The 14,693-nt window shown below is 69.7% G+C and carries 13 protein-coding genes and 1 riboswitch; of the genes, 6 read left to right on the top strand and 7 right to left on the bottom strand.

Annotation, left to right across the window (positions count from 1 at the left end):
- Nucleotides 1-657 (bottom strand): nitronate monooxygenase (locus G3I65_RS27060; RefSeq protein WP_160698617.1); only part of this gene is annotated, 657 nt, incomplete at its 3' end.
- A 169-nt stretch (nt 658-826) separates the two neighbouring features.
- Here G3I65_RS27060 and G3I65_RS27055 point away from each other — a divergent pair.
- Nucleotides 827-2,599, top strand: coding sequence for a family 20 glycosylhydrolase (locus tag G3I65_RS27055; protein ID WP_160698616.1), 1,773 nt, complete (start codon nt 827-829; stop codon nt 2,597-2,599).
- A 55-nt stretch (nt 2,600-2,654) separates the two neighbouring features.
- Here the strand turns inward: G3I65_RS27055 and G3I65_RS27050 are convergent, their stop codons facing one another.
- Entirely contained in the window at nt 2,655-5,681 is a 3,027-nt protein-coding gene (locus G3I65_RS27050; RefSeq protein WP_160698615.1) for an NACHT domain-containing NTPase, read from the bottom strand.
- 155 nt (nt 5,682-5,836) lie between these two features.
- Here G3I65_RS27050 and G3I65_RS27045 point away from each other — a divergent pair, with 155 nt between their 5' ends.
- Both G3I65_RS27045 and G3I65_RS27040 read left to right on the top strand, forming a co-directional pair.
- Nucleotides 5,837-6,283: a pyridoxamine 5'-phosphate oxidase family protein gene (locus tag G3I65_RS27045; RefSeq protein WP_160698614.1), complete on the top strand. Its 447-nt coding sequence runs from the start codon at nt 5,837-5,839 to the stop codon at nt 6,281-6,283.
- A 25-nt stretch (nt 6,284-6,308) separates the two neighbouring features.
- Nucleotides 6,309-6,890 (top strand): hypothetical protein, encoded by a 582-nt coding sequence (locus G3I65_RS27040; protein WP_160698613.1) that lies wholly within the window; start codon nt 6,309-6,311, stop codon nt 6,888-6,890.
- 12 nt (nt 6,891-6,902) lie between these two features.
- On the opposite strand, the gene G3I65_RS27035 is transcribed toward G3I65_RS27040, so the two are convergent.
- Nucleotides 6,903-7,472 carry a Uma2 family endonuclease gene (locus tag G3I65_RS27035; protein WP_125314736.1) on the bottom strand — a complete coding sequence of 190 codons (570 nt, stop codon included), beginning with the start codon at nt 7,470-7,472 and terminating at the stop codon, nt 6,903-6,905.
- A 130-nt stretch (nt 7,473-7,602) separates the two neighbouring features.
- Complete coding sequence (lepA, locus tag G3I65_RS27030) at nt 7,603-9,444, bottom strand: translation elongation factor 4 (RefSeq protein ID WP_160698612.1); 1,842 nt, start codon at nt 9,442-9,444, stop codon at nt 7,603-7,605.
- Nucleotides 9,445-9,559: 115 nt separating this feature from the next.
- Between lepA and G3I65_RS27025 the strand changes: the two genes are divergently transcribed.
- A complete protein-coding gene (locus G3I65_RS27025; RefSeq protein ID WP_160698611.1) occupies nt 9,560-10,180 on the top strand; it encodes a class I SAM-dependent methyltransferase in 621 nt (206 codons plus the stop codon).
- Here the strand turns inward: G3I65_RS27025 and G3I65_RS27020 are convergent.
- Nucleotides 10,177-10,551, bottom strand: a complete 375-nt coding sequence (locus tag G3I65_RS27020) for a VOC family protein (protein ID WP_160698610.1) — start codon at nt 10,549-10,551, stop codon at nt 10,177-10,179. The two genes, G3I65_RS27025 and G3I65_RS27020, sit on opposite strands and share 4 nt — an antisense overlap.
- Nucleotides 10,552-10,574: 23 nt before the next feature.
- The gene (locus G3I65_RS27015; protein WP_160698609.1) at nt 10,575-11,438 is read right to left on the bottom strand and encodes a DMT family transporter; all 864 of its coding nucleotides are present in this window, start codon (nt 11,436-11,438) and stop codon (nt 10,575-10,577) included.
- Between the two features lie 332 nt (nt 11,439-11,770).
- Here G3I65_RS27015 and rpsT point away from each other — a divergent pair, with 332 nt between their 5' ends.
- The gene (gene rpsT / locus G3I65_RS27010) at nt 11,771-12,031 is read left to right on the top strand and encodes a 30S ribosomal protein S20 (protein WP_013228460.1); all 261 of its coding nucleotides are present in this window, start codon (nt 11,771-11,773) and stop codon (nt 12,029-12,031) included.
- A 57-nt stretch (nt 12,032-12,088) separates the two neighbouring features.
- Here rpsT and holA read toward each other — a convergent pair whose 3' ends face one another.
- Nucleotides 12,089-13,063, bottom strand: coding sequence for a DNA polymerase III subunit delta (gene holA, locus G3I65_RS27005; protein ID WP_160698608.1), 975 nt, complete (start codon nt 13,061-13,063; stop codon nt 12,089-12,091).
- 148 nt (nt 13,064-13,211) lie between these two features.
- A riboswitch (SAM riboswitch) is annotated at nt 13,212-13,345 on the top strand.
- Nucleotides 13,346-13,358: 13 nt separating this feature from the next.
- On the opposite strand from holA, the gene thrC reads away from it, so the two are divergent.
- A complete protein-coding gene (gene thrC / locus G3I65_RS27000) occupies nt 13,359-14,624 on the top strand; it encodes a threonine synthase (RefSeq protein ID WP_160698607.1) in 1,266 nt (421 codons plus the stop codon).
- The last annotated feature ends 69 nt before the right edge of the window (nt 14,625-14,693 follow it).

Below are 14,693 nucleotides of genomic sequence, written 5' to 3'. Positions count from 1 at the left end.
GGCGACGTCCGCGCCGTGCACCAGCCCGCCGGCGGCGATCAGCGGCAGGTCGACGCGCGCGGCGACCAGCCGCAGCAGCGCCAGCACGCCGTACTCCGCGCCGCCACCGGGCAGCTGGGCGTCGTCGGTGAAGAGGCTCCGGTGCCCGCCCGCCTCGAAGCCCTGCACGACGAGCGCGTCGGCCCCGAGATCCGCCGCCCGCTGCGCGCTCTCGGGCGTGGTCACGGTGACGACCACCTTCGCCCCGGCTTCCTTGAGCCGCCGGATGTCCGACGGCGACGGCGGCCCGAAGGTGAACGACACCACGGGCACCCGCTTCTCGAGCACCACGTCCAGCTTCGCCGGGTAGTTGTCGTCGTCCCACTTCGGTTCGCCGAGCTCGACGTCGTACTCGCGCGCGAAGGCCTCGAGCCGTTCACGGTGCGCGCCGAGGTCGGCGCCGGTGTCGGGCTGCGGGACGAAGAGGTTGACGCCGAACTCGCCGCCGGTCAGCTCCCGTGTCCGCTCGATCTGCGCCGCCAGCGCGGCGGGGGTGAGCATCCCTGCCGAGAGGAACCCGAAGCCGCCCGCCTCGGTCACCGCGGCGACCAGCTCGGGGGTGGTGGGCCCGCCCGCCATGGGCGCGGCGATGACCGGGAACGCCAGCTCGTCGAACATGCCACCGAGCGTAGTCCTCAGGCGGGCAGCAGCATCGTGGAGAGCTTTTGATCACCTCGTCCGCTCGGACTCAACCACCCAGACTGGTCTAGACCACGGCTGCCGAAAGTGCGACGATCCGGGCAGGTGCGACGGCGAGGTCGCGCCCATCCCGCCAGGAGGTCCCCCGGTGAAGACGTCCAGAACGCGGCGCCTCGGCCGCGCACTCGCCGTACTGGCCCTGATCGGTGCCAGTACGACAGCCGCCCAGCTCACGCCGGCCGCAGCGGCCACGCCGGCGCTGCAGTCGATCGTCCCGGTCCCGGTTTCGGTGACGGCCGCCGCCGGGGTCTCGTTCCCGCTGGTGTCGACGACGAAGATCGTCACCGAGGCCGGGTCCGCGCCGGCGAAGCAGGTGGGCGACTACCTGGCCGGCGTGCTGCGCCCCTCGACCGGCTTCGCGCTGCCGGTGTCCGACGCCCCGGCGTCCGTGCCGTCCGACAGCATCGCCCTGCTGCTGAGCGGGGCGCCCGCTTCCGTCGGCGCGCAGGGCTACCAGCTCGTGTCGTCGGCGTCCTCGGTGACCATCCGGGCGACGACCGCCGACGGGCTCTTCGCCGGCGTCCAGACACTGCGGCAGCTGCTGCCCGGCAGCATCGAAAGCGCGTCGGCGCAGCCGGGCCCGTGGAGCATCCCGGGCGCGACGGTCCTGGACTACCCGCGCTTCGGCTACCGCGGCGCGATGCTCGACGTCGCGCGGCACTTCCACCCGGTGTCGACGGTGAAGCGCTACCTCGACCAGCTCGCCCAGTACAAGATCAACAACCTGCACCTGCACCTGGCGGACGACCAGGGCTGGCGCCTCCAGATCGACAGCTGGCCGAAGCTGGCGACGTACGGCGGCAGCACCCAGGTCGGCGGCGGCGCGGGCGGCTACTACACGAAGGCGCAGTACACCGAGATCGTGGACTACGCGGCCTCGCGCCACATCACGATCATCCCGGAGATCGACATGCCGGGGCACGTCAACGCGGCGCTGGCGTCGTACGCGGAGCTGAACTGCAACGGGGTGGCCCCGGCGCTGCGCACGGACACGGCGGTCGGCTACAGCTCGCTGTGCATCTCGAAGGACATCACGTACACGTTCATCGCGGACGTCCTGCGCGAGCTGGCGGCCCTGACCCCGGGCCCGTACCTCCACATCGGCGGCGACGAGGCGTCCTCGACCTCCGCGGCCGACTACCTGACGTTCGTGAACAAGGTCCTCCCGCTGGTGGCGGCGACGGGCAAGCAGGTGGTGGGCTGGCACGACATCGCGAAGGCGACCCTCCCTGCTTCGGCGACCCCGCAGTTCTGGGGCACCACGACATCCGACGCGGGTGTGTCGAACGCGGTTTCCCGCGGCAGCAAGGTGATCCTGTCGCCGGCGAACAAGGCGTACCTGGACATGAAGTACAACAGCTCGACGCCCATCGGCCTGTCCTGGGCGGGCTACATCGAGGTCCAGGACGCGTACGGCTGGAACCCGGGCGCCTACCTCTCGGGCGTCGGCGAATCGGCGGTCCGCGGCGTCGAATCCCCGCTGTGGACGGAAACGGTGACCAAGCCGGCCGACATCGACTACCTGGCCTTCCCCCGCCTGGCCGCCCACGCGGAGCTGGGCTGGTCTCCCTGGTCGACCCACGACTGGACGACGTTCCGCACCCGCCTCGGCGCCCAGGCCCCGCGCTGGGTGGCGCAGGGGATCAACTTCTACCGGTCCACGCAGGTGGCTTGGGACACCGGCGGCACGACGAACCCGGGCACCTGCACGGACCCGGCGTGGAGCGCTTCGCAGGTCTACACGGGCGGCAACGTGGTGTCCCACAACGGCCACAAGTGGACGGCGAAGTGGTGGACGCAGGGCGAGGAGCCGGGAACGACGGGCCAGTGGGGAGTGTGGACCGACAACGGCACCTGCTGACGTGCGGGCCGGGCGGGTCGCCACGGTGGCCCGCCCGGCTCCTCGACCGCGTTTCTCAGAAGAACTGAAGGTCCACCTGGGGCCCCAACGACTCGACACCTGTGCACTGGTGGTCGCGATCGAGGACGACCCGCAGGTGTCGATGAGCCAATGGACCTAGGTCCAGGCCAGGGAATGCATCGCGCAGGTCGACTCGCTCCAACTTGGCCAAGCCATCGAGCAGCGAAAGATCGATCCGTTCTCGGCACCCTCTGAGCCCGAGTCGCCGCAACTCGACGAGGTTTCCGAGCACGGACAGGTCGGTACCGGACTCGATGCCCGAAAGATCCAATCTGGTCAGCCCACCCAACGCGATACCGATGAAGCCGAGGTCGTCCAGCCCCTCCGCCGGCGCCAGCGCCAGCTCGCGCAGCAAGCGGAGGTCGCTCAGGTGCTCCAACCCAACGAACTTCCCATCGCACGTGAGGTTCAGGTAACCGAGCCTGCTTCTGAGCGCGCCCAACGGCGTGATGTCACAGTGACCGGCGACGTGCACGAGCAGGCCACGCAGCGCGTGAATATTCCGGAACGCATTGAGGTCATCGATCTTCTCCGGGTAGATCTTGATCTCGACACTGGTCAGCTTGCGAAGCTTGCCGAGGTGCTCGATCCAATCCGCGCTCCTTATTTCCATGGTGTTGTCGAACAGCGGAGCGTCGCGCAGCACGCGATCGCAGTAGTCACCCAAGTCGAAGTACCGCGCGCAGGCGACGATCTCCTCCTGAATTCCCCACCGCTGATCGCGCGCGTACTGAGCGAGTACCCGGAGGACGTCGACTTCGTTCGAAAGCGCGACGGTACGCACCAGCAGCACCGCGTGCTTCTCCGGCAGATTGCCGAGGTCCCGCGGAAGGACGCGGAAGAGCGGACGTCCGACAGTGGCGAGCGCGCTCACTTCGTCCATGCTTGTCGGCGGCACCAGCTCGTGCAGGCATGCCTCGACCCGCCGGATGGTTCCGGAGGACAGTTCCAAGGCACTTTCCAGGCACGAGGCCGCGAGGAGCATCAGCCGGTGTTTTGACGGCGCGCCTTCCCGGTGGTGTAGAGCGAACGCCTTGTCGACGATCCCGTTGAGCAGCCGGTCGCGTTGCACCACGGACGCGTGGGAGCAGGCCATGAGCACTGTCTCCCGCCACAGATCGGAACTCGCGTTGTTGATCAGCAGGTCGATGCTGTCCCGCTCGACCACCTCTTTCGCCGCAAGAAACTCCTGGAAGGTCCGGTGCACGAAGTCGATCCGACCAATGACAGGCTGCCGGACCAAGCCGCTGCGTTCGAGCAGGTGCAGCAGGACCTCCTCAGGCTTCTGAGTCACTCCGGGCATTGAGGCGATCTTGAGCCTCAGCTGGTGGATGGCCTCCTCCCGGGACATCTCGGCCCGGCCGTTCTCGTTCAGCCACCAAGCCAGGGCCCTCAGCAAGGCCCTCTTTTCGACAGCGCTGAGCTGAGCCCCTCCACCGACCGGGACCCTCTTGTCGGCATCGCGACGCTCCAGCAGCATGTCAAGCGCCGCCTCGTAGAGCGTCATCCGGTCGCGCGGCAGGTTGGCCCGCCGATCGAGGTTCAGCGCGCAGATCATTGCGCACAAGAGGGGGTTCCGAGCCAGTGCGCGTAGATGCGGCCTGGAGTCCAAATGCACCAGCAAACTCCGCTGGTGCCCGGGAACGTCCTCGCGCGGGCACGGAAGGGCGATCTCCAGCCCGGCCGTCGAATCCAGAAGGGCGTTGTGCCAGCGTTCGATGAAAATGCGAACGTCCTGCGGGTTCATCGGCTCGAGGGTGACAGGGTGGAACTTGTCGGCAACGAGCCACTGCTGCGTTCCCTCCGAAGGGCGCGAGGTGACGACCACCAGGCACTCCGGGAAACGGACGTTGAGCCCGCGCAGCCACTCCCTCACCTTCGCGCGTTCCTGCTCTGGGAGTTCGTCCACGCCGTCGATCAGGAACAACGCACGCCCTGCTTCCGCGACACGGTCGACCCAGCCTTCTGGGACGGGTCCCCACTGGGGAGCGTTGGCGTGCAGAAGGAACTCGTCTCCGCTGGGCAGCCGATTCTCGGAAAAGTCGCGGAGTCGGATGAGGAAGGGCACCCTCCCGTTCCAGTCCGAAAGCCTGCCGACGAACCGCCGTCGCACCGCCGTGATCGCGATCCACTGCAGGAGGGTGCTCTTCCCGGCACCGGCATCACCCTGGATGAGGATGAGCCGTTTGCCGCCGAGCGCGTTCTCCACGCGAACCACGTCTTGGGGTCTCTCCTCGGGGGCCGCGCCGACCGGAGTCTCGGCCTTTTCCGCGGTCTGCCGAGACTTGTGACCGGCGGTTGCCGCCGATGCCGTGAGGCTGAGGTAGGCAACCGTCAAGGTGATCGTCGGTTCGTAGTAGTTCGTCGTGATACCGAGGATGTCCAACCGGTCGTACAGGTTGCTGGCCAGCTCGAAGTACTGGTCCCGAAACTCCTCGTCCTGGTCTTCCTCGGTCGACGCCCTCAGCTCGGTAACCGGAAGGCGATCGAGTACCTCGCCCAGTTGCCCGGCGATGCTGCTCAACCGGGAGAGCATTTCGACGGACGCACGTGCGTCGAACTCCGGTAGGTCGCGGATCAGGTGCGCCAAGTAGTAGCAGACCTGGTCGAGCAGCAGCTCGAACAGTTGCCCTGCCGGCTCCGAGAGATCCCCGTTCCGCACCGTCTGAGGGGTATGTTCTCTGATCTCCCGCGCCAAGCCGATGGGATTCAGATCGACCCGGAAGATAACCGCGTCGGTCAAGTCCGCGCGCTCAAGCGCGTCGGCGACCGCGAGGGTCGCGGCCTCGCGCTCGTTGCCCGCGAGTTCCGGGAACTCATTCTCACAGAGCGGCTGCAGGCGATCCGCGACCTGGTCCTCGATCTCTTCCACCTTGCGCCGGAATTCACGCTGGTGGCGCAGCACCGGGTACCGGTACGCGATCAGTTCGGCAAGCTCCATCTCGCGACGGTCCGCGCTCGTCCGGTTCGACAACCACGCCCGCGCCGCCCGTTTGGCCAGCGCGGCCCCTACCTTCAGCAAGGCTGCTTCAAGCCCGACGATGACAGCACTCCCTCTTCGCACAGCCGATGCACTCCGTCGAGCTCACAGTCGCCGATCTCACACGTGCCGTTACGACTGCTGGGACTGTCGCCTGTCGTGGAACACCAGGCGCCCCCGGCGGGTTAGGTTGGGGCATGAGCGCCGATCTGGAGCAGGTTCGCACGCTGTCGCTGCAGGAGCACGGCCTTGCCACCGTCGCCACCACTCGGGCCGATGGGACCGTGCACTCGTCCGTCGTCAACGCCGGGGTCTTCGACGATCCGGTGACCGGGGCCGCCGGGGTTGCCTATGTCGCCGTCGGGAAGGCGCACAAGCTCGCGCTGCTGCGGCGGGCCGGGCACGCCACCGTGACCTTCCGGCGGGGGTGGAACTGGCTCTCCGTCACCGGGGCCACCCACCTCGTCGGGCCGGACGATCCCGATCCCGCGTTCGACCCCGCGGGGCTGCCACAGCTGCTGCGCGACGTCTTCAAGGCCGCGACCGGGACGCACGACGACTGGGCCGAGTACGACCGCGTGATGGCCGAGGAGCGGCGGGTTGCGGTGTTCATCCGGGCGGACCGGATAATCGGCAATTCCTGATCCTTCCGCCTCCCGGGAGTCGTCGTTGTCCGAGTCACCACCTCGCGTCAGCACGCCGGTCAAGGTCCTGCTCGGCGTGCTCCTCGTCGCCGATGCCGGGTTCGGCGTGGTCCTCGCCCTCGGGCTGGTGCGCGGCCTGTCGCCGTGGCTGATCGGCGGGGCCTACGCGGCGAGCGTGCTCTTCGCCGTGCTGGCCTACCGCGCGTCCCGCGCCCGCGAGCTCAAACGCGGCTTCGAGGGCCTCCAGGACCTCACCGTCGGCGAAGAAGGCCTCCGCCTGCCCGCGGGCACGCTCAGCACGCGCGTGATCCCGTGGACGCAGATCGCCGACATCACGCCCCGCCGCTCGGCCCGCTTCGGCGACGGCTTCGTGCGCGACGCCCTCTGGGTCGACCTGGTCACCGGCGGCGGCGTCGAGAGCTCCGTACAGCGCTACGCACCGCGCGGGCGGCTCGCCCCGGCGCCGCCGGGCCGGCGGCAGTTCGAGCAGACCGCGATCCTCGACCCCGGCCTGTTCGACGCCGTGGTCGAGCGCCTCCGGAAGGAACTGCGGCACCGGCAGCTGCACGCCCAGCTCCGCGGCTCACCCCGCATCCGCCACCACTGACCCGGCCCCGGCTCAGCCGCGCCGCCCCAGCAGCTCCCGGGGCACGATCCGCACCGGGAACGGCAGCTCGACCTCCAGCACCTCGTCACCCGCGGCCTTGTCCACCTGCTGGTAGTGCCCGTCGCCGTCCAGCTCGAACACCGTCAGCGCCGGGTCGGCCGGGTCGATCACCCAGTAGCTGCCGGTGCCGAGCCGTTCGTAGACCGCCTTCTTGAGGTTCAGGTCGTAGATCGCCGTGCTGGGCGACAGCACTTCGACGGCGAGCACCGGCGGCGCCGGGAGGTCCTTCTCGGTGAAGTCCGCCGCCCGGCCGACCAGGACGTCCGGCTGCAGCTCGATCCGGTCGCCGTGGTGCACCGCGAACGGGGCGCCGAGCACGTCGAACTCCGGCGGGCACACCGCTTCCAGCACGCCGTAGAGCCGGTAGGCGATCTTCTGGTGCCGCAGCCCGGGTGCCGGGGTCACGAGCAGCGCCCCGTCGATGAGTTCGTATCTTCGGCCGTCATCCGGCATCCCCTCCAGGTCGCGCACCGTCATGGGGCCCGACCCGGTCGGATACTGGAAGTCCATCATGAGAGTCATCGTGCCCTCCTTTCGCTCTTCGCACCAGAGCACCAGAGAGCACCGACAGAAACCGCATCGAACACGGGTTCGGCGCCGTTATTCACGCGGAAGAGTGAATAACGGCGCCGGTGTCACTTCGAGGCGACACTCACTTCTTGTTCTTGCCCGAGTCCTCAGTGGACAGTGCGGCGACGAAGGCCTCCTGCGGGACCTCGACCCGGCCGACGGTCTTCATCCGCTTCTTGCCTTCCTTCTGCTTCTCCAGCAGTTTCCGCTTCCGCGAGATGTCACCGCCGTAGCACTTCGCCAGCACGTCCTTGCGGATCGCGCGGATCGTCTCCCGCGCGATGATCCGCGAACCGACCGCCGCCTGGATCGGGACCTCGAACTGCTGGCGCGGGATCAGCTCGCGCAGCCGCGTCGCCATGCGGTTGCCGTAGCCGTAGGCCGCGTCCTTGTGCACGATCGCGGAGAACGCGTCGACGGTTTCGCCCTGCAGCAGGATGTCCACCTTGACCAGATCCGCGATCTGCTCTCCCGCCTCTTCGTAGTCGAGGGACGCGTAACCACGCGTACGCGACTTCAGCGTGTCGAAGAAGTCGAAGATGATTTCCGCGAGCGGGATGTTGTAGCGCAGTTCGACGCGGTCTTCGGACAGGTAGTCCATGCCGAGCAGGGTGCCGCGCTTCGTCTGGCACAGCTCCATGATCGTGCCGACGAACTCCGACGGCGCGAGGATGCTGACCTTCGACACCGGCTCGTGGACCTCGGCGATCTTCAGCCCGGTCGGCCAGTCCGACGGGTTGGTCACGACGACCTCGCTGCGGTCCTCCAGGACCACGCGGTAGATGACGTTCGGCGCCGTCGAGATGAGGTCGAGCCCGAACTCGCGCTCCAGCCGGTCGCGCGTGATCTCCAGGTGCAGCAGGCCGAGGAAGCCGCAGCGGAAGCCGAAGCCCAGCGCCACCGACGTCTCCGGCTCGTAGTCGAGCGCGGCGTCGTTGAGCTGGAGCTTGTCCAGCGCCTCGCGCAGCTCCGGGTAGTCCGAGCCATCCACCGGATACAGTCCGGAATAGACCATCGGCTTCGGCTCGCGGTAGCCCGCCAGCGCCTCCTTCGCGCCGTGGCGCTCGGACGTCACGGTGTCGCCGACCTTCGACTGCCGGACGTCCTTCACACCGGTGATCAGGTAGCCGACCTCGCCGACGCCGAGCCCCTTGCTGGGCTTGGGTTCCGGCGAGATGATGCCGACCTCGAGCAGCTCGTGCGTGGCGCCGGTCGACATCATCTTGATCTTCTCGCGCGGCGTGATCTTGCCGTCGACGACGCGGATGTAGGTGACGACGCCGCGGTAGGTGTCGTACACCGAGTCGAAGATCATCGCGCGGGCAGGCGCGTCGGCGTCGCCCTGCGGCGCCGGGACCTGCTTGACGACCTCGTCGAGCAGGTCGCCGACCCCCATGCCGGTCTTGGCCGAGACCCGCAGCACGTCCTCGGGCTCGCAGCCGATGATGTGGGCCAGCTCACCCGCGTACTTGTCGGGGTCGGCCGAGGGCAGGTCGATCTTGTTGAGCACCGGGATGATCTGGAGGTTGTTCTCCAGCGCGAGGTACAGGTTGGCCAGGGTCTGGGCCTCGATCCCCTGCGCCGCGTCGACCAGCAAGATCGCGCCTTCGCACGCCTCCAGCGCCCGCGAGACCTCGTAGGTGAAGTCGACGTGGCCGGGGGTGTCGATCATGTGCAGGACGTGGTCCTGGCCGTCGACCTGCCAGGGCAGCCGGACGTTCTGCGCCTTGATGGTGATGCCGCGCTCGCGCTCGATGTCCATCCGGTCGAGGTACTGAGCGCGCATGGCCCGCTCTTCCACGACGCCGGTGAGCTGCAGCATGCGGTCGGCCAGGGTGGACTTGCCGTGGTCGATGTGCGCGATGATGCAGAAGTTCCGGATGAGCTCCGGAGGCGTGAAGGTGGTGTCGGCGAACGTCGTCACTCGAATGAGTCCTCGGAAAGTCGGGGATGGCCACCTCTATGTTCCCATGACCCTCCGGGTGCGGGTGGGGGTCATCCCCGATGCGGGGTTTCGCGATCCGTGGTGCCCTCGAAGTATGAGCACTCCGCACCAGCCGGCGCCCCCTCCCCAGCCGGAGACCAGCGGCTTTTCCCGCGTTCTCGACCGTGCGTTCGGTCACCCCTCCGGCCCGCTCGGCCGCCTCGGCGGCTGGGTCATGGCGCGGGGCAACGCCGCCACCGAACACCGCGTCGTCGACCTGGCGAAGATCGAACCGGACGAGACCGCCCTGGTCGTCGGCCCCGGCCCCGGCATCGGCCTGGCCGCCACCGCGCGCCTGGCCGGGCGCACCATCGGCGTCGACCCCTCCCCCGAGATGCTCGCGCTGTGCCACGAGCGCTGCGGCGACCGCGCCGAGCTGCGCGAAGGGTCCGCCGCGCACACCGGCGAGCCGGACGGCTCGGTCGACGTCGTGCTGAGCGTCAACAACGTGATGCTGTGGGACGACCGCGCGGCGGGCTTCGCCGAGCTGTTCCGGGTGCTGCGCCCCGGCGGGCGGCTGCTGCTGTCCGCGCACGAGAAGTGGCTGCCCGTGAGCAGGCACGTGCTGGCCGACGAGGCCGCGGCCGCGGGCTTCGCCGACCTGCAGACGTGGACCTGGGAGCCGCCCGGGTTCGCCGCGCTCGCCGCGCAGCTGCGGGCCGTCAAGCCCGCCTAGCGGGTGTCCGTGCGGATCGGGTGGCCTTCGGGCACCTCGACCAGCACGATCCGCGTGCCGTCCGGGTCGGCGATCCAGGCCTCGTCGAGGCCCCAGGGCTCCCGCCGGGCGTCCCGCACCGGCTCCAGGCCCTTCGCCTTCAGGTCGGAAAGCGTCCCGGCGAGGTCACGGACCTGCAGCCACAGCACCAGGTCGGGCGACGAGCCGGTTTCGCCCGCGCCTGACACTTCCAGGGAGCCGTGCCCGAGGAAGAACACGGTGCCGCCGGGGAACTCGCGCTCCACGGCCAGGCCGAGGGTGTCGCGGTAGAACGCGGTGGTCGCGGCGGCGTCGCGCGGGCGGACGATCAGCCTGCTCTTCAGGACTTCCATCGCACCATCCCTACCGGACGGGCTCAGGCGGCCGCAATCGCGGCGATGCCGGACAGCACGATCACCGACCCGGCCAGCCGCCGGACGGCGTTGCTTTCGCCCAGCACCAGCCACGCGGCGACGCCGCCGATCACGATGCTCAGCTCCCGGGCGGGCGCGACCAGGCTGACCGGCGCCATCGTGAGCGCGAACAGCACGAGGATGTACGCGACCGGCGACAGCACGGCGACCAGCAGCACCTCCCGGCGCTGCTCGCGCCAGAGGCGGCGGACTTCGGCGCGGCCGGCCAGGGCGCCGGGCACGAGCATCGCGCTCTGCAGGATCGAGCCGAGGCCGAAGTAGACGACCGGCGGCACGCCGAGGCCGGTCACGGAGTGCGCGTCCCAGAGGGTGTAGCCGGCGATGGTGGCGCCGGTCAGCAGGCCGTAGAGGATCCCCGCCTTGACCGCACGGGGGTCCTCGGCCGTGCGGCCGGTGCTGATCACCAGCACGCCGGCGATGACCAGGAACGCGCCGACCAGGCCGAGGACGCCCGGCCGCTCGCCGAGCACCAGGACGGCGGCCAGCACCGACAGCAGCGGCCCGGTGCCCCGCGCGACCGGGTAGACGACGGAGAGGTCCCCGACGCGGTACCCGCGTTGCAGGACGACGCCGTAGGCCACGTGCAGCACCGCCGTCACCACGGCGGCGAGCAGCCAGCTCCACTGTGGACGTTCGGGCTCGGCGACGAGCAGCACGACGGTCACCGGCAGCAGGAGGACGGCGGAAACCGTGTAGTAGAGCCAGACGAACTGGGTGCCGCCCGAGGAGATCCGCTTGGCGGCGAGGTTCCACGCGGCGTGCACGACGGCGGCGACGAGGACGAGGGACAAAGCGGTGGCGTTCACGGGACCCCCTTACGGTGTTTTCGCGCGCGCGAAAACCGGGTCCTCCAGGCTTTTGCCCCGTCAGATGAACGACCGGCCGTCCGGGCCCGCCGATGGTGCCGCTCGGACCAGACCCGCCCGGCCCTGGTTGTGTGGTGCGGTGTGCGCGGACCGGCGGCGGAACCCTAGGCACTGACCGCCGTCCACCGTACTCCCGCCGCCGGACGCCCGCGGCCCGGCTGTTAAAGTGGGCCCTCGCTGCCCGTGCGGCATTCCGTCATGGAGGAAACCCGCTTTCCGCGGGGCCACTTCAGCGCGGCGGCGATCTCACCGAGTGAAGCAGGAGTTGCCCTATGGCCAACATCAAGTCGCAGATCAAGCGCATCACCACGAACGAGAAGGCGCGTCAGCGCAACCAGGCGATCCGGTCCTCGGTGAAGACCGCGATCCGCAAGGTCCGCGAAGCCGCCGAGGCCGGCGACAAGGCCAAGGCCGTCGAGCTGCAGCGCGACGCCGCCCAGAAGCTGGACAAGGCCGTCTCGAAGGGCGTCATCCACGCCAACCAGGCCGCCAACAAGAAGTCGGCGCTGGCCAAGCGCGTCAACGCGCTCTGAGCTGGTTGATTTCTGGGAAGGCCCCGGCTCCGGCCGGGGCCTTCTTCGTGTCCGGGGTCAGCCCTTGGCGGCCGCCACCTCGAGGACGGCTCGCTCCAGCGCGTAGCCCGGGTCCGCCGCCACGCCCTTGACCTCGGCGTTCAGCCGCGCGACCACCCGCATGGCCGTCGCGAGCCCGTCCTGGTTCCAGCCGCGGGACTGGCCCTGCGCCTTGCGGATCTTCCACGGCGGCATGCCCAGCTCGCCCGCCATCTGGTTCGGGTTGCCGCGACCGGCACCCGAGACGCGCGCGATCGTGCGGACGGCGTCCGCCAGCGCGTCGGCCACCAGGACGTGCGGGACCCCGAGCTGCATCGCCCAGCGCAACGACTCCAGCGCCGCCGAACGGTCGCCGCTGACCGCCTTCTCCGCGACCGCGAACCCGGTCACGTCGGCGCGGCCGCGGTGGTACTGGCGGACGGCGTCGGCGTCGACCGCGCCGCCTGTGTCGGCGACCAGCTGACTGGCCGCCGAGGAGAGTTCACGCAGGTCGGAGCCCACGGCGTCGATCAGCGCGGCGACGCCGGCGGGGTCGATCTTGCCGCCCGCCCGGCGCACCTCGTGCCGCACGAACTGCTCGCGCTCGGCCGGTTTCGTCAGCTTCGGGCACTCGGTGATCTCGGCCCCGGCCTTCTTCAGCGCCGCCGGGAGCGACTTGCCCGCCTTGCTGCGGCCGCCGCCGGTGTGCACGACGACGAGCACGACCCCGTCCGCCGGGTCCTTCAGGTAGGACGCGACGGCGTCGGCCAGCTCCTGCGAGATGTCCTGAGCCGATTCGAGGACGATCACCCGGCCTTCGCTGAACAGCGACGGGCTCACCAGTTCGGCCAGCTCGGGCGCTGTGAGATCGGACACCCGGACCCGGGTCAGCTCGGCCGTCGGGTCCGTCGCGCGGGCGGCGGCGAGCGTGTCGCGGACGGCCCGCTCGATCAGCAGTTCTTCGTCACCCAGGACCAGGTGCAGCGGGGCCGGGGCGGTGGCTTGCGCGGTCACCCCCGAATCTTCTCACCCGCGCGGCGGTGCGCCCGCTCCGGTGATGTCGGGCGGCCACCGTGGCACGGTCCGCGCGGGATGTCGTACGGTGTAGCCGAGGCAGCCCGCCCCGGGGAGACCCGGCGTGCGCGCACCGACAACCGAATACCGCTCATCCAGAGGGGCAGAGGGAACGGCCCGACGAAGCCCCGGCAACCGGCGTACAGCCCGTCATCCCGCGATCGCGGGGTAGCTGACGACCACGGTGCCAATTCCGGCCCGCTTCGGCGGGGCAGATGAGGAAAGGAACCTCGCGATGACCGCAACCCTCGGCACGACCTCCACCACCAAGACCCCGGACCTCGGTCCCGCCGTCGAACTGGTGTCGAAGGAAGAGGGTCACCGGCAGCCGCTCGCCCCCGAATTCGTCTCCGCCGAAGACTTCTCGCCGCTCGAGGTCGCCTACGACTTCGGCCGCGTCCGCCGCGAAGACATCGAGGCCGGCCCCAAGAACATCTGGCGCTACAAGAAACTCCTCCCGGTTCCGTCCAACGTCGAAGAGATCCCGAACACCGAGCCGGGCGCGACCCGCCTGGTCCGCGCCGACCGCCTCGCCAAGGAACTCGGCCTCAAGCGCGTGTGGGTCAAGGACGACACCGGCAACCCGACGCACTCGTTCAAGGACCGCGTCGTCGCCGTCGCGCTGGCCGCGGCCCGCGAGTTCGGCTTCGAGGTACTCGCGTGTCCGTCGACCGGCAACCTGGCCAACGCGACGGCCGCCGCCGCGGCCCGCGCCGGCTGGCGGTCGGTCGTGCTGATCCCGAAGACCCTCGAGCGCGCCAAGATCCTCACCACCGCCGTGTACGACGGTGACCTCGTCGCGGTCGACGGCAACTACGACGACGTCAACCGCCTCGCCACCGAGCTGGCCGGCGAGCACCCGAAGTGGGCGTTCGTGAACGTGAACGTCCGGCCGTACTACTCGGAAGGCTCGAAGACGCTGGCCTTCGAAGTCGCCGAGCAGCTCGGCTGGCGCATCCCGCCGCAGATCGTCGTGCCGATCGCCTCCGGTTCGCAGCTGACGAAGGTGGACAAGGGTTTCCGCGAGCTGGGTCAGCTCGGTCTCGTGGACGCCAGCCCGTACAAGGTGTTCGGCGCGCAGGCCACCGGTTGCTCGCCGGTGTCGGCAGCGTTCCGCGCCGGCCACGACGTCGTCCAGCCGGTGAAGCCGGACACCATCGCCCGCTCGCTGGCGATCGGCAACCCGGCCGACGGCCCCTACGTCCTCGACATCGTCAACCGCACCGGCGGCGCGATCGAGGACGTCACGGACGAAGAGGTCGTCGAAGGCATCCGGCTGCTGGCCCGCACCGAAGGCATCTTCACCGAAACGGCGGGCGGGGTCACCGTCGCCACGGCGAAGAAGCTGGTCGAGACCGGCAAGCTGGACCCGGACGCCGAGACCGTCCTGCTGATCACCGGCGACGGCCTCAAGACCCTCGACGCGATCGAGAACCACGTCGGCCCCAAGGCGACCGTGCCGCCGTCGGCCGCCGCCGTGAACGAGGCGCTCGGCTACTGACGTCCGCGCCGCCCGGGACGCGCCGCTCGGCGCGCCCCGGGTTCAGCGGCGAGGCGGCCCACGGGGTTC

The organism is Amycolatopsis sp. SID8362 (assembly GCF_010550475.1).
Classification (GTDB): Bacteria; Actinomycetota; Actinomycetes; order Mycobacteriales; family Pseudonocardiaceae; genus Amycolatopsis; species Amycolatopsis eburnea.
Note: the sequence above shows the minus strand (reverse complement) of the source record. Positions and strands in the feature narration are given on the sequence as shown.